Genomic DNA, 22,481 nt, shown 5'->3' on the forward strand with positions numbered 1-22,481 from the left:
GCCGCTGTTTTCTCAGAGTTCACCGGTGAGACGCGCGCGCCGTTGCGTCGCGTCGTTCGCCGGCTTTGTTGGAGCGCGGCCGCGGTGCGGAGCGTGCCGGGCCATTTGGCGCCGGCTTCGCAATTCGGCAGCCGCAAAACTGCAGGAGGAATCGGTAATGCAGAGCAAGATCATGAAGAGCAAATTTCTGCTGACGACGGCCGTGCTGTTGGCCGGCGTCAGTCTCGCTTCGGCGCAGGGCATGCGCGAGGGCGGCGGCGGGGGCGGCATGGGTGGTGGCGGAAGCGTCGGCGGGAGCGGTGGCGGTGGTGAACACGGCCGCTCCGCAGGCTCGTCGGCCGGCAGTTCCGGCGGCGCAATGCATGGCGGTCCCGGGGCATCGCGAAGCGAAGGCATGACGGTCGGTCGCGGCCAAGGGGGCGCACGAGAAAGCCAGGGTGCACGAGAGAGCGGTCGGGCTGAAGGTCAGCTGGGCCGCGGTGCGGCCGAGCGCAGCCAGACCACCGGCCAGGCCCGCGAGAGCGGCCGCGCCGAGCAGGGGCAGCGCAGCCAGAGCCGGCAGGAGCAGACCGTCGGCCAGAGCCGAAGCCAGCGCGAGCAGATGGGCCGATCTGAATCCCGCGAACGCGGCAGCGCCACGACGCGGCAAAGCCAGCAGCAGCCGGAGAATCGCGCCAACGCCGCGAACCGCAGCCAGGGCACCACGACCGGTCAGGGGACGGCCCAGGACAAGGCTCAAGGCAAGGCGGGCACGACGACCGGCCAGAGCACGACCACGGGCCAGGCAAAGGGCGCGAACACGACCACCGGCCAGGGCACAACGGCAGCGCCGAATACGCGAGCCGGCCAGACCACGGGCGCGGCCGCTCCGCAGTCCGGTACGACGCAAAACCGGATGAACTCCGGACAGACCACCGGTCAGGCCCAGGGACAAGCCGGGACAACCGCTCAGACCCAGGCCCAGTCGAACGCCACGATCCAGACCGAGGCCGGGCGCACCGTGACCGCGCAGCAGCAGAGCACGATCCAGCGCTCGGTGCTGTCGGCGCGTAACGCGCCGCGCGTCAATGTCAGCACGATCAACTTCGCGGTCAATCCGGGCGTGGTGGTGCCGCGGAGGTTCAACGCGGTGTCGGTTGCCGCCTTCCCGGCGCTGATCGATGCGTTCCCGTATTATCGCGACGACAGCTTCTTCGTCGTCGAGGATGAAGTCGTGTTCCTCGATCGCGAGCGCCGCGTCGTCGACGTGGTCCCGGTCGGACCGCGGACGCGCTTCAGCCATCGCGGCGGTGGCGGTGGTGGCGGCGGTAGCGTTGCGATGATGGACCTGAACCCGCAGCAGATCCGCGAGGTGCAGCAGGTGCTGATCGACCGCGGCCTGCTGGTCGGCGAGGCCGACGGCGTATTGGGATCGCGGACCCGCGAGGCGCTGATCACCTTCCAGCGTCAGGAGGGCATCACGACCAGCGGCAGCGTCGACACGCGCACGGTGACCGCACTCGGCCTGTCGGATCGGATCGGTCAGGGCGCGGGCGCATCGTCGACGGTCGGCCAGAGCCGCACCCAGCAGAACACGACTGGACAGACGACCGGTCAGACCAACAACGCGCCGCAGAACCAGTCGACCGGCCAGACTGGCACTCAGCAACCTGCCCAGCAGAACACGACCGGGCAGACCACGGGTCAGGCGAACTCGCCGCAGAACCAGTCGACAACCGGCCAGAGCGGAAATCAACCGTCCGCTCAGCAGCAGGCCCCGCAGCAGAATACGACGGGCCAGGCTGCACCGCAGAACCAGTCGACCGTCGGTCAGGGCAGCGGCAACCAGCCAAATGCCGGCCGGGACACGCAGTCCAGCCAGCCCAACCAGAACAACAATCCGCCGTCGTCAGGCTCAGGCCAGAGCCCGCAGACGCCGGCGCAAAACTCCGATCGGAAATAGGATCTCTGTGCAGGAGCCCCGCTGCAGAGCGGGGCTCTTTTTTGCGATCTTGCGATCAGTCTTTTAGTTCGGACTTCGGCACCAGGCCGAACCGGCCGTGCAATCCACGCCAGAGGCCGGCGCACAGAACGCTCAGAAGCTTGCGCATCGAACTCCACTCGACATCAGCCATCGCGTGATCCTGCTGATGCCGGTGGCGAAAGGACAGAGCCAATTCTGAGCAGGTCTGCGCAATCTTTGAGCAAGACACGGTCGTGGCTGCGCCGTGCGCGCGGAAAAATCTCATGAGATTCAATTGCCGGCCCGCTGGCACGCCTCGTGCATCAATGGCGTCGAGTTGGCCGCTAGGGTTCCGATCTTGCCAAGCAAGGTGCTGGTCCGAGAGCAGCCGCTTGCGGGGGAGACATCCCCGCAGGTGCACGGCGGGATAAAAGCCCGGGAGACCTCGTCAGCCAAGGGATTGGCGGAGCGATGGTCTTTTCGCCAGTCCCTTTTTGTGAAGTTTTCGCAAGAGGGATCGGCAATGAACAAATTCGTTTTCTTCCTTCGCTCTGTTGTCATCGGCTGCGCGGTCGCGCTGGCGGCTGTGCCTGCGGCCGACGCCGCGCCGAAGAAAAGCTTCAAGGTCGCCTGGTCGATCTATGTCGGATGGATGCCGTGGGGCTATGCGGCCGACACCGGCATCGTCAAGAAATGGGCCGACAAATACGGCATCGCGATCGAGGTCAAGCAGTTCAACGACTACGTCGAATCGATCAACCAGTACACCGCCGGCGGCTATGACGCCGTCACCATCACCAACATGGACGCACTCTCGATTCCGGCAGCCGGTGGCGTCGACACCACCGCGGTCGTGATGGGCGATTTCTCCAACGGCAACGATGCGGTGATCCTGAAGAACAAGACCGATCTCGCCGCGATCAAGGGCCAGACGGTCAACCTGGTCGAGTTTTCGGTGTCGCATTATCTGCTGGCGCGCGCGCTCGAGACCAGCAAGCTGAGCGAGAAGGACGTCAAGGTCATCAACACCTCCGACGCCGATATCGCGGCCGCCTACAAGACGCCTGACGTCAGCGCGGTGGTGACCTGGAATCCGATCGTAACCGAAATCCTCGGCTCGCCCGACGCGAAGAAGGTGTTCGATTCCTCGCAGATCCCCGGCGAGATCATGGACCTGATGGTGGTGAACACAGCGGTCGCGAAAGACAATCCGGATTTCGCCAAGGCGCTGGTCGGCATCTGGTACGAGACCCTCTCCAAGATGACGGCGAACGATGCCGCGGCGAAGGCCGCCAAGGAGGCGATGGCCAAGGCCTCCGGCACCGACCTTGCGGGCTTCGACAGCCAGCTCTCGACCACAAAACTGTTCGACAAGGCAACCGACGCCGAAGCTTTTACGCGCAGCAAGACCGTCGGGGCGACGATGGATCGCGTGCGCAAGTTCCTGTTCGAGAAGGACCTGCTCGGCAAGGGGGCGAAATCGGCTGACGCCGTCGGCATCGAACTCGCCGACAAGTCGGTGCTGGGCGACAAGTCGAATGTCAAGCTGCGCTTCGACCCGACCTACATGGACGAAGCCGCCAAGGGCAAGCTCTGACGTCTTGCTTGACGCGTTTTCTTCACGCGAACCGGAAACCCACTTCGCTCGAAAACGCTTTGCACAGCGCCATCCGCAAGCAGGAGCCGCCCATGCGACTTGTGAACCTACGGCCGGGACGGCAGACGCGATTCTATCTGCTCGCGCTGCCGTTCGTATTGGTCGCAATCGCCTACTTCGCCGGCTCCAGCGCGCGGCTCGCGCAGAACCCGAACGACAAGCTGCTGCCGGCGCTGCCGAGCATGGTGCAGGCGGTCAAGCAGATGGCGTTCGAGGTCGACGCACGCACCGGCGGCTATCTGATGGCCTCCGACACCGTCGCCAGCCTGGGGCGACTGGGCTCGGCGCTGGCGATCTCGACGGCAGCTGCGCTGGTGCTCGGGATCGTGATCGGGCTGTTGCCGGGCGCCAACGCCCTGCTCGGGCCGTTCGTGTCTGTCACCTCGATGGTGCCGCCGCTGGCGCTGTTGCCGATCCTGTTCATCGTGATGGGGCTCGGGGAGAATTCCAAGATCGCGCTGATCGTGATCGGGACGCTGCCTTGCATGATCCGCGATCTCGCCATGAAGGTGCAGGAGCTGCCGCGCGAGCAGATCGTCAAGGCGCAGACGCTCGGCGCCTCGACCTGGCAGATCGCGCTGCGCGTCGCGATGCCGCAAACCCTGCCGCGGTTGATCGACGTGCTGCGCCTGCAGCTCGGGCCGGCGTGGCTGTTCCTGATCGCGGCCGAGGCGATCGCCTCCGATTCCGGGCTCGGCTACCGGATCTTCCTGGTCCGACGCTATCTCGCGATGGACGTCATCATTCCCTACGTCGCCTGGATCACGCTGCTGGCGTTCCTGATCGATGTCGGCCTGCGCGTCATGCAGCGAAGGTTGTTTCCGTGGTTTGCCTCGGTGAGGGCGGAATGAGCGCGATCCGCTTCGACGACGTCTGGAAGGAATATGGCGACCACATCGTGCTCGAGCGCATCACGATGGAGGTCGAACCGCGCGCCTTCATTGCGCTGGTCGGCCCGTCCGGCTGCGGCAAGACGACGCTGCTCCGCATGTTGCTCGGCGAGGAGCAGCCGACCCGCGGCCAGATCCTGGTCGACGGCAAGCCGTTGCCCGGCGAGCCGGACGCCGACCGCGGCGTGGTGTTCCAGCGCTACTCGGTGTTTCCGCATCTGACGGTCTTGCAGAACGTCATGCTCGGGCGCGAACTGCGCGACGCCAAATTCACCGGCCGGCTGTTCGGCGCCGCGCGGCGCGCCGCCGCCGACGAAGCGATCAAGCTGCTCGCCGAGGTCGGGCTCGCCGGCCAGGAGGGCAAGTACCCGTCCGCTTTGTCGGGCGGCATGCAGCAGCGGCTCGCGCTGGCGCAGGCGATCATGCGCGGCCCGAAGATCCTGCTGCTCGACGAGCCGTTCGGTGCGCTCGATCCCGGAATCCGCGCCGACATTCACCTTCTGATGAAGCGGCTCTGGAACGAGACCCATCTCACCGTCGTGATGGTGACGCATGACCTCAGTGAAGCCTTCGGGCTCGCGACGCGGGTGATCGCGCTGGAGCGGCAGCGCAACCGGCCGGAGGAGCGCGACCGCTACGGTGCCACCGTGTCGCGCGACCTCGAGATCTTTCCGCGCCGCAGCGCAGAGCTGCGATCGTCAGTTCAACCAGCTCCGACCGGGACGACCCGGTCAGGCAAGGAGCATCAGCCGGGACGGCCCGGCGCTCTCGTCTTGAAGGAGCAACCATGATCCTCACAGAGGAACAAAAGGCCGAGATCGCGGCGCATACCCGGCGGTATAACGAGCTGAAGGCGGCGGGACAGGAGCACGCGCCGCGCGCACTGCCGGCGCCGACTGCGCGCGACGCCGCGCCGATCGATGCCGACACGGTCATGCACCGTGAGACGATCCCGTCCGGCTGGTACTGGACCACGCGGTTGAACCGCGGCGATACCCTGCGCATCGTCAACACGTCGGGGACGTCGACCGTCAGCCTGCTCGCCTGGAACAGTGCCGACACCACCGAGCGGCTCAACCACGCCGACACCATCAAGGTGCAGTGGGCGGCGCGGCTGCAGAAGGGGCGGGTGCTGCTGTCCGACATGGGGCGCGCGCTGCTCGGCATCACCGAGGACAGCAGTGCCGCGCATGATGCGGTGGTCGGCGGCTCGACCGCGACGACCAACCAGGCCAAATACGGCGACGGCAATTTCCGCAACACGCGCGACAATTTCATTCTCGCCGCGACCAAGCTCGGATTGGATCGTCGCGACGTCCATCCCTGTGTCAGCTTGTTCGCACCGGTCGCGATCGACGCCGACGGCAAGTTCGTCTGGTCGGAGCAGCGGCGGCAGCAGGGCGATTTCGTCGACCTGCGCGCGGAGATGGAGCTTCTGATCGCGCTGTCGAACTGCCCGCATCCGCTCGATCCCGCCAAAACCTATCCGCAGGCCAGCGTGGAGATCGTGCGCTACCGCGCGGCCGCACCGGCGGCCGACGATCTGTGCCGGACTGCGACCGCGGAAGCGGTCCGCGCCTGTCAGAACAATGCGCTGTATCTCGGCGAAACCCTGGAAGGAGCCGTGCGATGACCATGCAATCTGTTCGCACCGGCCGCCGCATCGTTCTCGATGTCGAAATTCCCGCGCGCAAGCCGTGGTCGGCGATCATCCGCAAGGGGCAGACGCTGCGGATCACCGATAGCCACGGCCAGCAGGCGGTCGACACGCTGTTCTATTGCGCCGGTGATTTCGGCGAGCGCTACAGCGGCCAGGATACGCTGCGCGCACAGGGCTCGGCCTATGTTGGGCTCGGCACCAGGATCATGTCCAACGAAGGTCGCGTGATGCTGCGCGTCACGGCCGACAGTTGCGGCCTGCACGACACCTCGGCGGGCGCCTGCTCCTGCGAGAGCAACACCGTGCGGTTCGGGCACCAGACCCGCTACCAGCACGCCTGTCGCGAGAATTTCGTGATCGAAGCCGCGAAATACGGCATGTCGAAGCGGGACATCGTGCCGAATCTCAACTTCTTCATGAACGTGCCGATCGATCCCGCCGGCAATTTCACCGTGGTCGATGGCGTCTCCAAGCCCGGTGACGCCATCGAGCTGGTCGCCGAGATGGACGTGCTGTGCCTGATCTCGAACTGCCCGCAGATCAACAATCCCTGCAACGGCTTCTTCCCGACGCCGGTGCAGGTGACGATCTTCGACGTCGCGATCGTCGAGCCGGAGGCGTGAGGCATGTTCAGCAAGGTCCTGATTGCCAACCGCGGCGAGATCGCCGGGCGGATCGGCAGAACATTGCGCCGCATGGGCATCGGTTCGGTCGCGGTCTATTCCGACGCCGACCGTTTCACCCGGCCGGTGCTCGACGCCGACGAGGCGGTGCGGATCGGTCCTGCACCGGCCGCGGAGAGCTATCTCAACGTCGATGCGATCATGGCGGCGTGCCTTGCGACCGGTGCGCAGGCGGTGCATCCCGGTTACGGCTTCCTGTCGGAGAACCGCCGTTTCGCCGAGTGGCTCGCCGAGCACGGCATCAAGTTCATCGGGCCGCGGCCTGAGCATCTCGACGCCTTCGGCCTCAAGCACAAGGCACGCGAGATCGCCGAGCGCAGTGGCGTGCCGCTGCTGCCGGGCTCCGGCCTGCTGGAGACGATCGACGTGGCGGTGCGCGAGGCCGAAGCAATCGGCTTTCCGGTGATGTTGAAGAGCACGGCGGGCGGCGGCGGTATCGGCATGCAGCTCTGCCACGACATGGCGACGCTGCGCGAGCGATTCGAATCGGTGCAGCGCACGGCGCGGGCCAGCTTCGGCGACGCCCGGGTCTATCTCGAGCGGTTCGTTGCGCGAGCGCGGCATATCGAGGTGCAAATCTTCGGCAATGGCAAGGGCGGCGTGGTGGCGCTCGGTGAACGCGATTGCTCGCTGCAACGGCGCAACCAGAAGGTCTTTGAGGAGACGCCCGCGCCGGGGCTGTCCGCCTACATCCGCCGGCGGCTGCACGCGGCCGCGGTGTCGCTCGGCAAGGCCGTGTCGTACGAGTCCGCCGGCACGGTGGAGTTCATCTACGACGTCGAGCGCGACGATTTCTATTTCCTCGAGGTGAACACCCGCTTGCAGGTCGAGCATCCCGTCACCGAGCAGGTCACCGGCGTCGACCTCGTCGAATGGATGATCCGACAGGCGGCCGGCGAGGATGTGCTCGGCCAGGCGGGCTCGCTTGCACCAAACGGCGCGGCGATCGAGGTGCGGCTCTATGCCGAGAACCCGGGCGCCGGCTTTCGCCCGAGCGCAGGCCGGCTGACGCGGGTCAGCTTTTCGCCGGATGCGCGAATCGACGGCTGGATCGAGACCGGCACCGAAGTGTCGCCGTTCTACGATCCGATGCTGGCCAAGATCATCGTTTCAGCCGAGACGCGCGAGGCCGCGATCGCCCGGCTTTCGAAAGCGCTGGACGATACGGTCGTAGCCGGCATCGAGACCAATCTCGACTATCTGCGCGCGATTGCGGCGTCCGACGTGTTCCGCAGCGGGCAGGTGGCGACGAGTGTGCTTGGCGAATTCGGCTATCGCCCCCGCACCATCGACGTTGTCGCGCCGGGCGCGCAGAGCGGGGTGCAGGAATTGCCCGGCCGGCTGCATCTCTGGCATGTCGGCGTGCCGCCGAGCGGCCCGATGGACGAACGGTCGTTTCGCCTCGCCAATCGCGTGGTCGGCAATCCGGAGACGACGACCGCACTGGAGCTGACGGTCAACGGGCCAACCTTGCGCTTCAACACCGATGCGATCGTCGCGCTATCGGGCGCGCAGATGAAGGCGTCGCTCGACGGCACTGATGTCACCTACGATGAGCCGCTCGCGATACGCGCCGGCCAGACGCTCGTGATCGGCAGCATCAAGGGCCCGGGCCAGCGCACCTATCTCGCCGTGCGCGGCGGCATCGACGTGCCCGAAATTCTCGGGTCGCGTGCTGTGTTTGCGCTCGGCGCCTTCGGCGGCCATGCGACGGGATCGCTGAAGGCCGGCGACGTCTTGCATATCGGTGCCGAGCCATCGGGCCTTGCGGCGCCGCGGCGCGCCACGGAGGACGAGCGGCCGCAGCTCACATCGGCGTGGCAGATCGGCGTGGTCTATGGCCCGCACGGCGCGCCGGATTTCTTCCTCGACGAGGATATCGAGACGCTGTTCGCGGCGAGCTATGAGGTGCATTTCAACAGCGCCCGCACCGGCGTGCGGCTGATCGGGCCGAAGCCGCGCTGGGCCCGCGCCGACGGCGGCGAGGCCGGGCTGCATCCGTCGAACATCCATGACAACGCCTATGCGGTCGGCTCGATCGACTTTACCGGCGACATGCCGATCATCCTCGGGCCCGACGGACCGAGCCTCGGCGGCTTCGTCTGTCCGGCCGTGGTCGCGCGCGACGAGCTCTGGAAGGTCGGCCAGCTCCGGCCCGGCGACACGGTCCGCTTCGTGCCGGTTAAACGCGACGATCCGGTGGCCGGCCCCACGGTGCTGCGCGCGCCCGAGCTCGGATCGGCGATCATTGGTCGGAATGACGACGGCCGGATTCCGGTGGTCTACCGCCGCGCCGGCGACGACAATCTCCTGGTCGAATATGGTCCGATGGAACTCGACATCGCGCTGCGGCTGCGTGTGCACGTGCTGGCGCAGGCGCTGGAAGAGGCGAAGCTCGCCGGCCTTGTCGATTTGACACCCGGCATCCGCTCGCTGCAGATCCATTACGACGGCACGGCGCTGCCACGGCAAAAGCTGCTCGACGTGCTCAAGCGGATCGAGCGCGAGTTGCCGCCGGTCGACGCGATGCGGGTGCCGAGCCGGACCGTGCATCTGCCGCTGTCGTGGCGCGATCCGCAGGCCGAGCTTGCGATGCGCAAATATCAGGAGCTGGTGCGCGCGGACGCGCCATGGTGTCCGTCGAATGTCGAGTTCATCCGGCGCATCAACGGACTTGCGAGCGAGGACGACGTTCGCCGCATCGTGTTCGACGCGGATTATTTCGTGCTCGGCCTCGGCGACGTCTATCTCGGCGCGCCGGTGGCGACGCCGCTCGACCCGCGGCATCGGCTGGTGACCACGAAGTACAACCCGGCGCGGACCTGGACGCCGGAGAACGCGGTCGGCCTCGGCGGCGCCTATATGTGCATCTACGGCATGGAAGGGCCGGGCGGCTACCAGCTGTTCGGCCGCACCGTCCAGGTCTGGAACACCTGGCGCACCACGCCGGTGTTCGAGCCGGGCCATCCCTGGCTGCTGCGGTTCTTCGACAAGATCCGCTTCTTCCCGGTCGACGCCGATGAACTCCTCGACGCCCGCGCCGAGTTCCCGCACGGCCAATACGACATCAGGATCGAAGAGGGCGAGTTCTCCTACGCCGACTACGCCAGGACACTGGCCGACGCCAAGCTATCGATCGCCGCGTTCAAGGCAACGCAGCAGGCCGCGTTCGACGCCGAGCGCCAGCGCTGGCGCGAGATGAAGCTCGACGAGGCGCCGGCTGAAACGATCGATGCGGCAGCCGCCGCGACGGGGATTCCCGACGGTCAGATCGGCGCGTTCTCCGAAGTGCCTGGTAACATCTGGAAGGTGCTGGTCGAGGAGGGCGCCAAGGTCGCGGCCGGCGACGTGCTGGCCATCATCGAGTCGATGAAGATGGAGATCTCCGTGCACGCGCCCGCGGCAGGGCGCATCGCTTCGGTGCCGGTGAAACCCGGCCAGACGCTGCGCGCGGGCGACGTGGTGGCGTTGCTCCGGCCGGGCTAGGGCGGCTACAGCCGCGCTAGTCCTTGGGATCGGCCGGAGGGACGAGCGGAGCGGGCGTCTCGACCTCTTTCTCCACCCGCTGCCGGCTTTGATAATCAATTGACGCGTTTTGCCTTAACAACCGATCGATCTTCATCCTTACGCGGCGTGCCGCCAGCAATCCAAGGACCGCCTGAACCGTTCCCGAGTAGTTGCGATCGCCGATGGAGAACGAGTAACGCCAGGTGCCCGCAGTCTCGCCTTCAATGATCATGTAATGAATTGAACGATGAATGCCGCTATGCTGGGCGGGTGTTTGTCCAACCACGACCTAGCCCATATGGCTTTTCGCTTCGGCACCAATCGCCTGTCCCAGCGAATTTGCATGCTTGACCAAGCCCATGACGAGTTCGCCCCTGCGCGGGCCCATTGGAAGCCGACTGCCGTCGTTTCAAGGCAGAAATGGAGTGCCCGCGAAGCACTCGGCTAGACGATTTGCGTCCGTTGCGTCTTGTGATCCTGGGTCGTTAAATTGCGAGAAGGTGTCAGACCGGATGCCTCGAACCCATGAGCTCGTTTGACATAGGTCAAGATACGATCCTGGAAGCTCCCGACGTTGAGCCACGAACATAATTCGGTGCCGAATGAAAGCCGCCACACGCCGTGAAAGCGCCTTGCCGTCGATACCGAGCTCTGCCGGGGGAATCGCGCGTCTCGCATGTGCCCGGCTGCGCGATGCGCAGGTTGATCCGGTCCCGATCGTGTCAGCTGCAGGCCTGGCAATCGACGACGTCGAGGACCGCAAGCGCCGCATCGATGCACGAGCGCAGGTCAGGCTGCTCGAACTCGCCGCAAGGGAATTGCAGGACGACTGCTTCGGACTCCATCTGGCTCAAGGCTTCGAGCTGGGCGAGATCGGGCTTCTGTACTACGTCATGGCTTCATCGGAGCATCTCGTTGACGCCTTGCAGATCGGCGGACGCTACTGCGCGATCAACAACGAGGGTGTGCGGTTGCGGAGCTCGCTGGATCGCGGCTTCGCCATCGGGTTCGAATATGTCAACATCGATCGGTCGTCGGATCGTCATCATGCGGAATTCTGGCTGGTGGCGTTGATCCGTATTTGCCGCGCACTGACTGACGGCAGGCTGGTCCCGAACCAAATCAAGTTGAAGCACTCCAGACGAGAAACGCCGTCGGATGTGCGATCTCTTCTTGGATGCGAGATCGAATTTGCAGCGGAAAGCGACGAGCTTTTGTTTCCGTCCCGGATCGGCGCATTGCCTGTCGTGGGTGCCGATTTGCATCTCAACAGGATGTTGCTCCAATATGCCGATGAAGCGCTTCGTAACCGGGCACCGAGACGAAGCAGCTTGCAGTCACGCGTCGAAGGACACATTGCCCAGCTGCTTCCGCACGGCAAAGCCAATGCCGAGGCGGTCGCGCGTCGTCTTGGCATGAGCCGGAGAACTCTCGCTCGCGCATTGTCCTCGGAGGGGGTGGACTTCTCAGACGTTCTCAAGGCGTTTCGAATTGCCCTTGCCCGCCATTACCTCGAAGATGAGGAGCTGCCGATTTCCAAGATCGCATGGCTATTGGGCTACAGCGAGGTCTCTTCCTTCACACACGCGTTCGTCCGCTGGACCGGCCTCACGCCGAGGGCCTATCGCAGTTCGAATGGCGATCGGTGATGGGCTGACACCAGCTCTCAACTAGCTGGCACAGACTAGCAAGACCTGGCGGAGCGTACTCCGCTAGGGCAGTCCCATGCAGTCGAACTTCTTTTCCCGGCTCGCGTGTCGCTGTCGCCGCGCTTCGGCCGTGGTTTTCGGCCCCATGACCGGGGACGACTGGCTATTCCTGGCTTCGATAATTTGTTTCCACAGTCTCTTGGTGGCGCTGGTCTGGGTCGTGTTCGCGAACTGACTGATGGCGCTGCTACGTCGACGTTCGATTGCTTTGTCGATCCGCCGGTGTCCGCCTACACCTCGAGCCATTCCTCGCGAACGGCCGCATTGCTCTTGAGCTGGTCGGGGGTACCTTCGAACACCACGCGGCCGTGGCCCATGATGTAGACCCGGTTGGAGATCTTCATCGCGATCGAGAGTTTCTGCTCGACCAGCAGAATGGCGACGCCGGCCTTGGCGATCCGTGCGATCAGCTCGCCCACCTGTTGCACGATCAGCGGCGCGAGACCCTCCGTCGGCTCGTCGATCATGATGAGATCAGGATCGCCCATCAACGTGCGGCATGTCGTCAACATCTGCTTCTCGCCGCCGGAGAGGACCCCAGCAGGCGCGTCGGCGCGCGCGGCGAGGTTGGGAAACATGTCGAGCATGTCCTGCAGCCGCCATTTGCCCGGTCGTCGCGTGTCCTTGATGCCGAGCAGAAGATTCTGTCGCACCGTCAAGCTCGGAAAGATATCGCGATGCTCGGGAACGTAACCGAGCCCGAGGCGCGCGATCTTGTAGCTTGGCAGGCCCGCAATGTCCTTGCCCTTGAAGCGGATCGTGCCCTGCGGAACGACCTCGCCCATGATCGCCTTGACCGTGGTCGAACGCCCGACACCGTTGCGGCCGAGCAGGCTCACCACTTCGCCGGCGGCGACGTCGAGGTCAACGCCCTGGAGAATGTGGCTCTTGCCGTAATAGGCGTGGAGGTTCCTGACTTCGAGCATCAGTGTGCCTCCTCGCCAAGATAGGCTTCCCTGACCTTCGGATCACGCCTGATCTCCTCGGGAGTGCCCGAGGCGATGATATGACCGTAAACCAGCACCGAGATGCGGTCGGCAAGGCCAAACACGACGCTCATGTCGTGTTCGACGATGACCAGCGTTCGCCCTTCGGTCAGGCGCCGGATCAGCGACACCGCGCGCTCCGTCTCGGCGTGGCTCATTCCAGCGGTCGGCTCATCGAGCATGACGACGGTCGCGCCCCCTGCGATCGTGATGCCGATTTCCAGCTCGCGCTGCTCGGCATATGTCAACAGGCCGGCCGGGACGTCGCGGCGGTGCGTGAGGTGAATGTCTTCGAGAATCCGGGCGGTCCGCTCGCGCACCTCGGGCAGGCTGTCCACGTTCTTCCAGAACGCGTAGCGATGCCCGGTGGCCCACAGCACGGCGCAGCGGACGTTTTCCCAGACCGTCATGCGGGCGAACACGTTGGTGACCTGGAACGAGCGCGACAGCCCCCGCCGGTTGATCTCGAACGGCTGCAGGCCGGAGATCACGTCGCCATTGAGCCGGACCTCACCCGAAGTCGGCTTGATATGTCCACTGATCAGGTTGAACGTCGTCGACTTGCCGGCGCCGTTCGGGCCGATGATGGCGTGGCGCTCACCCTTGGCGACGCTCAGGTTGAGGTCGCGGATGATGGCAACATTGCCGAAGCTCTTCTCGACGGCGTTGACTTGGATGGCTGTGGTCATGCGAGATACCCCCGGTCACGGGCCACCGTCGCGGCGCGGTCCCAGGCTTCCGCAACGCGCCGCCAGGTGATGCGCGCGACCAGGAAGCCGCCGACGAGCAGGACCGCTGCGGCCGCCCAGGTCGTCGGCGCCGTGGCGACGAACGGGATGCCGAGCAGGTTGATCACATCGCCGCCCGAGAAGCGCGCAACGGTCTCGATGGTCAGGATGATGCCGAGCGCCAGCGCCAGCGTCGGGATCGCCGCGACCAGATAGGACGGGATCACGGAACGAAGCGTTCCGGCGCGGATCAGCGGCCGGTGCATCATCACGAGCCCAGCGATGCCGCCGGGCGCGAACATCACGATGCCGATGAAGATGATGCCGAAATAGAGCTGCCAGACGCTGGTGACGCTGGTCAGCCCGAGCTGCAGATAGGTCACCAGAATCGCGCCGAGAATGGGTCCGAAGAAATAGGCGGTACCGCCGATGAAGGTTGCAAACAGCACCAGGCCGGACTGGATCGCGCCGAGATAGGCCGAATTCGCGATCTCGAAGCTGATCGCGGCAAGCCCCCCGGCGATGCCGGCGAAGAATCCTGCAAAGCAATAGGCGAGATAACGAACCACGTGAGGATCGTAGCCGATGAACTGGACGCGTTCGGGATTGTCACGGACGGCATTGCTGATCCGCCCCAGCGGGGTTCGGGTCAGTGCGTACATCGCGATCGCCGAGACCACCAGCCAGAACGCGATCAGATAATAGACCTGGATCTGCGGCCCGAAGGTCCAGCCGAACATGCGCGGCAGCGCTGTGCGGTCCGTCGTGATGCCGGCTTCGCCGCCGAAGACCGAGCGGAGGATCAGAGACGAAGACGCCACCAGCTCGCCGATGCCCAGCGAGATCATGGCGAACACGGTGCCGGCGCGCTTGGTCATGAGCCAGCCGACGAGGATTGCGAATGCCATGCCGCCGATGCCGCCGACCAGCGGGATCACCGGCAGCGGGACCGGCCAGTTGTGGCTCGCGACCGCGTTCATGACATGCACGGCGAGGAAGCCGCCGAGGCCGTACTGCACCGCGTGTCCGAACGACAGCAGCCCGGTCTGGCCGAGCAGGATGTTGTAGGACAGCGCAAAGATGATCGCGATGCCGATCAGGCTGAACGAGGTCAGCGAGCCGCCGGTGCCGAACACCAGCGGCAGCACGACCAGCGCGACCGCGGCGAGGAGCCAGACGCCATAGAAGCTCAGGGCGCTGCCGGGCTCCTGCTTGGCCGCGGCGATGGAGGGCGTGGAAGCGTTGGTCATGACTCGCGCGTCCCCAACAGGCCCATGGGGCGGAAGATCAGGACCAGCACCAGCAGCACATAAGGCAGGATCGGCGCGATCTGCGCGATCGTGACGTTCCAGATGTCGGTGAGCGGCGAGGGGCCGAGGCTCGGATCGAGCGGGCCGAACACGCTGGCGAGCGAACCGTTGAGCGCGACCGCAAAGGTCTGGATCAAGCCGATCAGGAGCGAGGCGACGAAGGCACCCGGCAGGGAGCCGAGGCCGCCGAACACGATGACCACGAACAGGATCGGCCCGAGCGCGGCCGCCATGTCGGACTGCGTCACCAGCGCCGGTCCCGCGATGACACCGGCAAGGCCTGCCAGCGCGCTGCCCACACCAAACACCACCATGAACACGCGCCCCACATTATGGCCGAGGTGTCCGACCATGTGAGGATGCGTCAGCGCCGCCTGCACGATCAGGCCGACCCGCGTCTTCTTCAAGGTGACCAGCAGTGCGATGAAGATCACGACCGAGATCACGAGCATGAAGATCTTGTAGGCGGGATAATTGGTGGAGAAGATCGTGAAGGCTGGGAAGTCAAGCAGCGCCGGCACGCGATAGTCGACCGGGCTCCTGCCCCAGATCATTGCGACGATCTCTTCGATCGCGAATGCGAGGCCAAAGGTCAGCAGCAATTCCGCGACATGGCCATGCTTGTGCGTGTTGCGCAGTCCGTAGCGCTCGACCGCCATGCCGATCGCGCCGACCAGGAGCGGGGCGAGCACGAAAGCCGGCCAGAACCCGATCCATTTCGTCAATTGAAAGCCGAAGAAGGCGCCAAGCATGTAGAAGCTGGCATGGGCGAAGTTGAGCACGCCCATCATGCTGAAGATGACCGTCAGCCCGCTCGACAGCAGAAACAGCAGCATGCCGAACAGCACACCGTTCAGGGTCGAAATGACAATCAGCTCAGCCACGGCGCACTCGCTTGAGACTGGAACGGTTCACGTGATCAAAGACCTGTCGAACGAAGGAACTTACCTGTCATTCCGGGCCAGTCCGCAGGACCGAACCCGGAATCTCGAGATTCCGGGTTCGATGCTTCGCATCGCCCCGGAATGACGGGAGAGAGGCGGCCAATCAGGGCCGCTTCATGTTGCAGGTGGTCGGAAGCATCGTCTGCGCGGTGTCGATCTTGGACACGATGCGCCAGCCCCAGCCGGTGTTCTCCTCGTCGAACGGCTCGTTCGCGGCAAGCTTGCCGAAGGAGGAGATGTAGATGGGCTGGAAGAACTGATGGTCGTCCTTGCGCATGAAGCCCTCGCCGCCGTCGAACACTTCGAACTTCATGCCTTCGAGCGCGGCCGCGACCTTCACCGGGTCGATCGAATTGGCCTTCTCGGCGGCCGCCTTGAACATCCGCATCTCGTTGACCGCGCGCGGATACCAGACGGAAATGCCGGTCTTGGCGCGGAAGTCCTTCTCGAAATCCATCGCCGCCTTGTTGCCGGAGTTCGGGACGCCTTCGCTGATCTGGAACACCTGGCCCTCGAGGCCGGCCTGCTTGATCGCGGTCGGCCCGCCGGCGCCACCGGCATAGTAAGTGTACCAATTGACCTTCAGACCAGCATCAGCGGCGGCCTTGAGCAGCAGCGCGATGTCCTGACCCCAGTTGCCCGTGATGACGCTGTCGGCGCCGGAAGCCTTGATCTTGGCGATGTAGGGCGAGAAGTCCGTGACCTTCAGCAGCGGGTGCAGTTCGTCGCCGACAATCTGGATGTCCGGCCGCTTTTCGCCCAGCATCTTGCGCGCCGTTGATCGCACCGACTGGCCGAACGAATAGTCCTGGTTGATCAGGTATACCTTCTTGATCGAAGCGACGTCCTTGATGTAGTTCGTCAGCGCCTCCATCTTGATGTCGGAGCTGGCATCCCAGCGGAAATGCCAGTAGCTGCACTTCTCGTTGGTCATGGCCGGATCGACGGCAGCATAGTTGAAGTAGAGCACTTCCTTGCCGGGATTGCGCGTGTTGTACTTCGTGACGAAATCCTCGAGCGCCAGGCCGACGGACGAGCCATTGCCCTGTGTGATGTAGCGAACCCCGGCGTCGATCGCCTTCTGGGCCTGCACCAGGGCCTCCTGCGGATTGGTCTTGTTGTCGAAGGGCACGATCTCGACCTTGCGGCCCAGGATGCCGCCCTTGGCGTTGAGCTCGTCAGCCAGGTACTGGAATGTCTTCAGACCCCCCTCACCCACGCTGGCGCCGCCACCGGAGAGTGGATCGATGTAGCCGATCTTGACGGATTCCTGCGCGGACGCCGCGCCTCCCAACACCGTCAGCGCTGCCGCGGCGGCAACGATCAGCCTATGCATCCTGCGTTCTCCCTTGCTCGTGTTTCTTGATCTTTAGCGATCGAGGCCGTCTCATACCCCCAATCGCCGAGCCTTCGCAACTTTCGCTTTGAATACTGCGTCAAGTTTTAGCAGAAGGTATTATGATGTTATGGGCTATATGACGCCGAAATCGGGCGCTGTTTTGAATTACAGGTAAACTTTTGGATGGGCTCACGCTTATTCGCGGTTCCGAACCAGTCGTAGCCTGCCTCCAAACCTCCCCTTGAAAAGGGGAGGTTGTTTCGCTCGTCAAGAGCGAAGCGGGTGGGGATCGGCTCTCATCCAGCATCGCCTGCCGCTACCCCCCGACCTTACCCCTTTCAGGGGGAAGGAGAAAACCGAGATTGCGACCGTGGCGCCTTAGCCCGGACGTCGGCGCGGCTTGAGGCCCGCGAGGAATAGCCGCGCGAAATGATCGGCGATCTCGGCTGGAGACCAGTCACGCCTGGTCTTGAACCAGATCGGATACCAGTGGCCCATTCCGGTGAGAATGCGCTCCGCGAAATAGGTATCGATGCGGCGGAAACGGCCCTCGTCGATCCAGCGCTGATAGCTGTTCTGGTCTTGCCGGATCGTCGCCAGCACGTCTCCGACATAGGCTTTTCGGTCTGCGTCGTTGAGATAGTTGATGTTGTGGTAGGTCGCCTTCGGGCCGCGGGGCGTGTCGTGCAGCATCAGCAGCAGGCGAATTCGCTGCACGATGTGATCGAATGCCCCAAGGCTGTGCTCTTGCAGATGCTCCCGAATGCTGACCTCGCCGGCGAGCCCGCGTCGCAGGCAGGCCAGCAGCAGGCTCTCCTTTTCACTGAAATGATAGTAGATGCCGGCGCGGGTCATGCCCGCATCGGCTGCGATGCTCTCGAGCGACGTGCCCGAGGCGCCCCTCCGGTTGAAACTGTCCGAGGCGATCGACAGCATCCTGTCGAACTTGGCGGCCCGCTTGTTCAACGCTGCGCGAGCTTCGAGGAACGGGGCGAGGCTGAGCGGCTCGGGCATCTTGGGAAGGGCGATCTCGCGCCGGTAGACGCCGTGCGTGATGATGTCGTCGATGGCATCGATCGCCTGTTGCCGCGTGTAGTAGTCGCGTTCGGACAGCCAGAACGGAACCCAGTCCAGGACGGAGATCAGCGCCACCGCCGTGAGCAGCGGCTCGTCGCAGGCGATCGAGCCGTCCGCCACGCCCCGATCGAGGATGTCCGCCAGCAGCGCGGCGTTCTGCCAGCGCTTGGCGTGGACCTCGCTGCTGTAGGGCGCGGCCAGCGCATCGATATCGCTGAACAGGATCATGCGCTGGCCTTCGGGCCTCAGCCTGCCGCGCACGAAGCGCCTGATGATCTCGAGCCCGTCGATGCCGGGCTCGGCGGCCGCCTCGATTTCGTGGCGATAGATCGCAAGGCCGCGCAGGTAGCAGTGGAAGATGAGATCTTCCTTGTCGCGGAAATAGTGATACAGCGCGCCCGGCACGGCCTGCACCGATGCCGCGACCTGCTCCATCGTCACGTTGGCATAGGAGTGGCGGGCAAACAGCCGGGAAGCTGAGATTAGAATTTCTTCAGCCCGATCCGTCGGGTCGGCGGCGACTTGCAAGCTCGAATGCCCTTCTTGACCGCGGAACGAAAGTCCGCACGCGAGATAATCCCCTTGGCAGCCGCTTGTCGATCTGCGATAGACGGTGGCATACCATACACCAGCTGGTCTTGATTGTCTGGTGATTTGGCGACCGTCGGCCCGTGGGTGCGGGACGGCCAATATCGACCGGGCATCGGTTCGGCAGCAACTTCGGACAGGATTTTGGAGAGCAAGCCTTTCGTGAGAAGGGCTATTGGAGAGAGCATGGCGCGCAACATTCTTATTTTGGGAGCTTCCTACGGCTCCCTGCTGGGGACCAAGCTGCTGATGGCGGGTCACAACGTGTCCCTGGTGTGCCGGAAGAACACCGCCGACCTGATCAATCGCGAAGGCACCGAGGTGCGCATCAAGTTGCGCGACGAGGCGGTGCACCGTGCGATCTTCTCGCGCGACCTGCCCGGCAAGCTCGATGCGGTCACGCCGGCCAATGTCGACCTTTCCCGTTACGATCTGGTCGGCCTTGCGATGCAGGAGCCGCAATACACCAACCACACGGTGCGCGTTCTCATGGTCAAGATCGCCGCGGCGAAACTGCCGTGCCTGTCGATCATGAACATGCCGCCGCTGCCCTATCTGAAGCGGATTCCGGCACTCGCCGGCATGGATCTCGAGGAGGCCTACACCAATGCGCTGGTGTGGGAGCGGTTCGAGCCGGGGCTGGTGACGCTGTGCTCGCCCGACCCTCAGGCATTCCGTCCGCCGGAAGAGGCCGCCAACGTGCTTCATGTCGGCCTGCCGACTAACTTCAAGGCATCGGTCTTTGCCGACGAGAGGCACAACAAGCTGCTGCGCGAGCTCGAAGCCGACATCGACGCCGTGACGCTCGACGGCCACGACGTGCCGGTGAAGCTGAAAGTGTTCGACTCGCTGTTCGTGCCGCTGGCGAAATGGTCGATGCTGCTGACCGGCAACTACCGCTGCATCACGCCCAGCGAGCCACAGTCGATCCGTGACGCCGTGCACGGCGATCTCAAACGCTCGCAGACGATCTATGATCACGTCGACGGCATCGCCCGCCGGCTCGGCGCCGACCCGCAGGACCAGGTGCCGTTCGCGAAATACGCCAAGGCCGCCGAAAGCCTGCTCAAGCCGTCCTCGGCCGCGCGCGCGGTCGCGAGCGGCGCGCCCTTCATCGAGCGCGTCGACCTCCTGGTGAAACTGATTTCGCATCAGCTCGGCGTCCCGAACGCCGAGATCGACCGCACCGTCGACACCGTGGACCAGAAGCTGAACGAGAAGATCGTGCAGGGTGGATCCGGCGCGGAGTGACGCGCGTTGATGGCGAGGGCGGGCGCCCTCGCCATGCACCGGCGGTCGGCAAAGCGTGCGATCGCGGTTGCCGGACGCATGGCTCGACCTGTCCAGATAAGATAGAGTCGCCCAGCTGCGGTTGGGAGCAACGGACATGCCGAGCAAATCGCTTCCTCTCCTTGCAATCTACGGCGACCTCGATCGCGCACGCGACATCATGCGCGCCTGGCAGCCGCTCGATCATCTCTCCCCCGACGACGCCGAGATCGTCGTGAAGGCAATCGCCGAGGGCATCGCGCGCGGGCGCCGGCACGGGATCGAGATGGGACAGTGTCATCAGGCGGCGTAAAGCCGCTAGCCCTCATGTGTCACGGCAAGGATCGTCACCGAACGCGTCTGCTGGCTCGGCGTCTGAAAATCGATCGTCTGGCCGACCGACAATCCGATCAGTGCCGCACCGACCGGCGTCAGCACCGAGATGCGCCGCAATGCGATGTCGGCTTCGTGCGGGTACACGAGCACGACCTCCCTGACGTCGCCGGTTTCGTCGTCGCGGTAGCGGACAAGCGAGCCCATGCGGACCACGTCATGCAGATCGGCATCGTCGGCGACCAGCTGGGCGCGGTCCGTCTCGCGTGCGAGGAACTGGGCGACGCGGGGAAACACCGCCATGCTGGAATCGGCCAGCGCGCTGAGGCGGTGCGCCTCGCTCGCGGTGATCACGATCGGCGGCAATGCCGGGGCGGTAAAGCTGTTTTGAACAGTTCGGGTCATATCGGTTGATCTTTGCGGTTGATCGGAGGCGCACGAGCGCCGGCGCGCGGACATCTCGCGACGCGACGGACTGAAATGATTTGGTGACGTCGAAGAATCCGGACGGCGTGCGATCGCCGGCCGGCTAATTGCCTGCGTGCAGACGTCCGGCGCGCAATTCGCGGCGCGCAATGCGGGTGTCGATGCGGAGCGTGTCGATCATGGCATTATCAACATAGCCGCTGGCGACGTCGCATCCATTGCGGCGAAAGCGCGCACACCGCCGCGTGGAACGAGACGCCATCGCCGCACACAGAGCGTCAGGGCTGTCCGATGCCGGACAGGCCGAGCACCGCGCCGGCGGCGAGCGCGACAAGCGGATGGATGCGCGTCGCGGTGGTGGCGATCGCGACGCCAACCGCGATCAGGATCGTGCCCCAGCTCGAGGCCGACGCGTGGGTGATGACGACGGCGCTGGCGGTGACGAGCCCGGCGGTGACCGGAACCAGCCCGGCCTGCACGGTGCGGCGCCAGGGCCGGTCCTTGAAGCGTTCCCAGAGCCGCAGCGCGAAGCCTGTCACCAACGACGACGGCCCGAACTTGGCGAGCGACGTCACCAGCACGCCGGAGAAGCCCGCGACATGCCAGCCGACCAGCGGCACCACCATCATGTTCGGCCCGGGTGCTGCCTGCGCCAGCGCGAACAGCGCGCCGAATTCCTGCGCCGTCATCCAGTGATGGACGTCGACCACCTGACGCTGCATCTCCGGCAGGATGGTGTTGCCGCCGCCAAAGGCGAGCAGCGAGAGCTCGGCGAAGATCAGCGCGAGCGTGACAAGGGTTGCGCTCATGACGTCTGCCTCGACCTGAGGAAGATGCTGAGCGGCGCCAGCGTCAGCAGGGTCGGCAGCAGCGGCAATCTGAACGCGGCAATAGCGAGCACGCAGAGCGCGCCGATGAAGAGGCCGAGCACATCGCGCCGCAGCGGCCAGGCGATCTTGATCGCCGTGGAAATCAGCAACCCGGCTGCCGCGGCGGCGAGGCCGCCGAACAGGTGACGGACGACCGGGTCGTCGGCGAAGCGGCCATAGATCACACCAAGGCCGATCACGACCGCGGTCGGCACCGCGATCAGGCCGAGGATCGCCGCGAACGCGCCGGGAATGCCGCGAAACTTCAACCCGACCGCGACCGACATGTTGATGATGTTGCCGCCGGGCAGGAACTGGCACAGCCCGAGCAGGTCGGTGAACTCCGCGCCGGTGAGCCAGCCGCGCTTCTCCACCATCATGTGGCGCGCCAGCGGCAGCACGCCGCCGAAGCCGCTCAGTCCGAGGATGAAGAAGCCCGTGAACAACTCGCCGACGTCAGGTGCGACATGCTTGGTGGTTTGCGCGGCGGGGATGGCGTCCATCGGCGGGGCGGCTCCGGTTCGATTTGTTCTTGAGCCGACTTTAGTTGGCCGCGTGACAAAT

The 22,481-nt window shown here is 64.8% G+C and carries 20 protein-coding genes and 1 riboswitch; of the genes, 10 read left to right on the plus strand and 10 right to left on the minus strand.

All coding sequences use genetic code 11. The features are described from left to right. Positions 1-157: 157 nt before the first annotated feature. From RX327_RS06345 to uca, 7 genes are all read left to right on the plus strand, one after another. Positions 158-1,942, plus strand: coding sequence for a peptidoglycan-binding domain-containing protein (locus RX327_RS06345; protein WP_317249793.1), 1,785 nt, complete (start codon positions 158-160; stop codon positions 1,940-1,942). A 333-nt stretch (positions 1,943-2,275) separates the two neighbouring features. After that, positions 2,276-2,386, plus strand: a riboswitch (guanidine-I (ykkC/yxkD leader). A 79-nt stretch (positions 2,387-2,465) separates the two neighbouring features. Further along, positions 2,466-3,539: a putative urea ABC transporter substrate-binding protein gene (locus RX327_RS06350; RefSeq protein ID WP_050385207.1), complete on the plus strand. Its 1,074-nt coding sequence runs from the start codon at positions 2,466-2,468 to the stop codon at positions 3,537-3,539. Positions 3,540-3,631: 92 nt separating this feature from the next. Further along, positions 3,632-4,450: an ABC transporter permease gene (locus RX327_RS06355; protein WP_050385275.1), complete on the plus strand. Its 819-nt coding sequence runs from the start codon at positions 3,632-3,634 to the stop codon at positions 4,448-4,450. Then, positions 4,447-5,280: an ABC transporter ATP-binding protein gene (locus RX327_RS06360; protein ID WP_050385206.1), complete on the plus strand. Its 834-nt coding sequence runs from the start codon at positions 4,447-4,449 to the stop codon at positions 5,278-5,280. Before RX327_RS06355 ends, RX327_RS06360 begins: the two co-directional genes overlap by 4 nt. After that, positions 5,277-6,122, plus strand: coding sequence for an urea amidolyase associated protein UAAP1 (locus RX327_RS06365; RefSeq protein ID WP_050385205.1), 846 nt, complete (start codon positions 5,277-5,279; stop codon positions 6,120-6,122). The genes RX327_RS06360 and RX327_RS06365 overlap by 4 nt, the downstream gene beginning before the upstream one ends. Continuing rightward, positions 6,119-6,772, plus strand: coding sequence for an urea amidolyase associated protein UAAP2 (locus RX327_RS06370; RefSeq protein WP_152977658.1), 654 nt, complete (start codon positions 6,119-6,121; stop codon positions 6,770-6,772). The genes RX327_RS06365 and RX327_RS06370 overlap by 4 nt, the downstream gene beginning before the upstream one ends. 3 nt (positions 6,773-6,775) lie before the next feature. Next, positions 6,776-10,318: an urea carboxylase gene (gene uca / locus RX327_RS06375; RefSeq protein ID WP_050385204.1), complete on the plus strand. Its 3,543-nt coding sequence runs from the start codon at positions 6,776-6,778 to the stop codon at positions 10,316-10,318. A gap of 16 nt (positions 10,319-10,334) precedes the next feature. On the opposite strand, the gene RX327_RS06380 is transcribed toward uca, so the two are convergent. Next, positions 10,335-10,571: a hypothetical protein gene (locus RX327_RS06380; protein WP_050385203.1), complete on the minus strand. Its 237-nt coding sequence runs from the start codon at positions 10,569-10,571 to the stop codon at positions 10,335-10,337. 370 nt (positions 10,572-10,941) lie between these two features. Between RX327_RS06380 and RX327_RS06385 the strand changes: the two genes are divergently transcribed. Beyond that, positions 10,942-11,988 carry an AraC family transcriptional regulator gene (locus RX327_RS06385; RefSeq protein ID WP_244482178.1) on the plus strand — a complete coding sequence of 349 codons (1,047 nt, stop codon included), beginning with the start codon at positions 10,942-10,944 and terminating at the stop codon, positions 11,986-11,988. A 290-nt stretch (positions 11,989-12,278) separates the two neighbouring features. Here the strand turns inward: RX327_RS06385 and RX327_RS06390 are convergent, their stop codons facing one another. The 6 genes from RX327_RS06390 to RX327_RS06415 all read right to left on the minus strand — a co-directional run bounded on the left by RX327_RS06390 (position 12,279) and on the right by RX327_RS06415 (position 18,960). Then, positions 12,279-12,974, minus strand: coding sequence for an ABC transporter ATP-binding protein (locus RX327_RS06390; protein ID WP_317249794.1), 696 nt, complete (start codon positions 12,972-12,974; stop codon positions 12,279-12,281). Further along, entirely contained in the window at positions 12,974-13,723 is a 750-nt protein-coding gene (locus tag RX327_RS06395) for an ABC transporter ATP-binding protein (RefSeq protein ID WP_317249795.1), read from the minus strand. The genes RX327_RS06390 and RX327_RS06395 overlap by 1 nt, the downstream gene beginning before the upstream one ends. Beyond that, positions 13,720-15,012 carry a branched-chain amino acid ABC transporter permease gene (locus tag RX327_RS06400; RefSeq protein WP_317249796.1) on the minus strand — a complete coding sequence of 431 codons (1,293 nt, stop codon included), beginning with the start codon at positions 15,010-15,012 and terminating at the stop codon, positions 13,720-13,722. The genes RX327_RS06395 and RX327_RS06400 overlap by 4 nt, the downstream gene beginning before the upstream one ends. Next, a complete protein-coding gene (locus RX327_RS06405; protein WP_317249797.1) occupies positions 15,009-15,956 on the minus strand; it encodes a branched-chain amino acid ABC transporter permease in 948 nt (315 codons plus the stop codon). Before RX327_RS06405 ends, RX327_RS06400 begins: the two co-directional genes overlap by 4 nt. A 163-nt stretch (positions 15,957-16,119) precedes the next feature. Beyond that, positions 16,120-17,352 carry a branched-chain amino acid ABC transporter substrate-binding protein gene (locus RX327_RS06410; protein ID WP_317249798.1) on the minus strand — a complete coding sequence of 411 codons (1,233 nt, stop codon included), beginning with the start codon at positions 17,350-17,352 and terminating at the stop codon, positions 16,120-16,122. A gap of 381 nt (positions 17,353-17,733) precedes the next feature. Continuing rightward, positions 17,734-18,960 carry a TetR/AcrR family transcriptional regulator gene (locus RX327_RS06415; RefSeq protein ID WP_160321762.1) on the minus strand — a complete coding sequence of 409 codons (1,227 nt, stop codon included), beginning with the start codon at positions 18,958-18,960 and terminating at the stop codon, positions 17,734-17,736. Between the two features lie 246 nt (positions 18,961-19,206). On the opposite strand from RX327_RS06415, the gene RX327_RS06420 reads away from it, so the two are divergent. Both RX327_RS06420 and RX327_RS06425 read left to right on the plus strand, forming a co-directional pair. Beyond that, positions 19,207-20,271: a hypothetical protein gene (locus RX327_RS06420; RefSeq protein ID WP_317249799.1), complete on the plus strand. Its 1,065-nt coding sequence runs from the start codon at positions 19,207-19,209 to the stop codon at positions 20,269-20,271. A 136-nt stretch (positions 20,272-20,407) separates the two neighbouring features. After that, positions 20,408-20,602 (plus strand): hypothetical protein, encoded by a 195-nt coding sequence (locus RX327_RS06425; RefSeq protein WP_028332921.1) that lies wholly within the window; start codon positions 20,408-20,410, stop codon positions 20,600-20,602. 5 nt (positions 20,603-20,607) lie between these two features. Here RX327_RS06425 and rnk read toward each other — a convergent pair whose 3' ends face one another. From rnk to RX327_RS06440, 3 genes are all read right to left on the minus strand, one after another. Next, complete coding sequence (gene rnk, locus RX327_RS06430; RefSeq protein WP_038377294.1) at positions 20,608-21,027, minus strand: nucleoside diphosphate kinase regulator; 420 nt, start codon at positions 21,025-21,027, stop codon at positions 20,608-20,610. 299 nt (positions 21,028-21,326) lie between these two features. Continuing rightward, positions 21,327-21,857 carry a chromate transporter gene (locus tag RX327_RS06435; protein ID WP_028332922.1) on the minus strand — a complete coding sequence of 177 codons (531 nt, stop codon included), beginning with the start codon at positions 21,855-21,857 and terminating at the stop codon, positions 21,327-21,329. Then, complete coding sequence (locus tag RX327_RS06440; RefSeq protein ID WP_050385199.1) at positions 21,854-22,420, minus strand: chromate transporter; 567 nt, start codon at positions 22,418-22,420, stop codon at positions 21,854-21,856. Before RX327_RS06440 ends, RX327_RS06435 begins: the two co-directional genes overlap by 4 nt. Positions 22,421-22,481 lie beyond the last annotated feature (61 nt).

Origin of the sequence: Bradyrhizobium sp. BEA-2-5 (genome assembly GCF_032918025.1) — a bacterium.
In the GTDB taxonomy this organism is placed as follows: domain Bacteria; phylum Pseudomonadota; class Alphaproteobacteria; order Rhizobiales; family Xanthobacteraceae; genus Bradyrhizobium; species Bradyrhizobium pachyrhizi.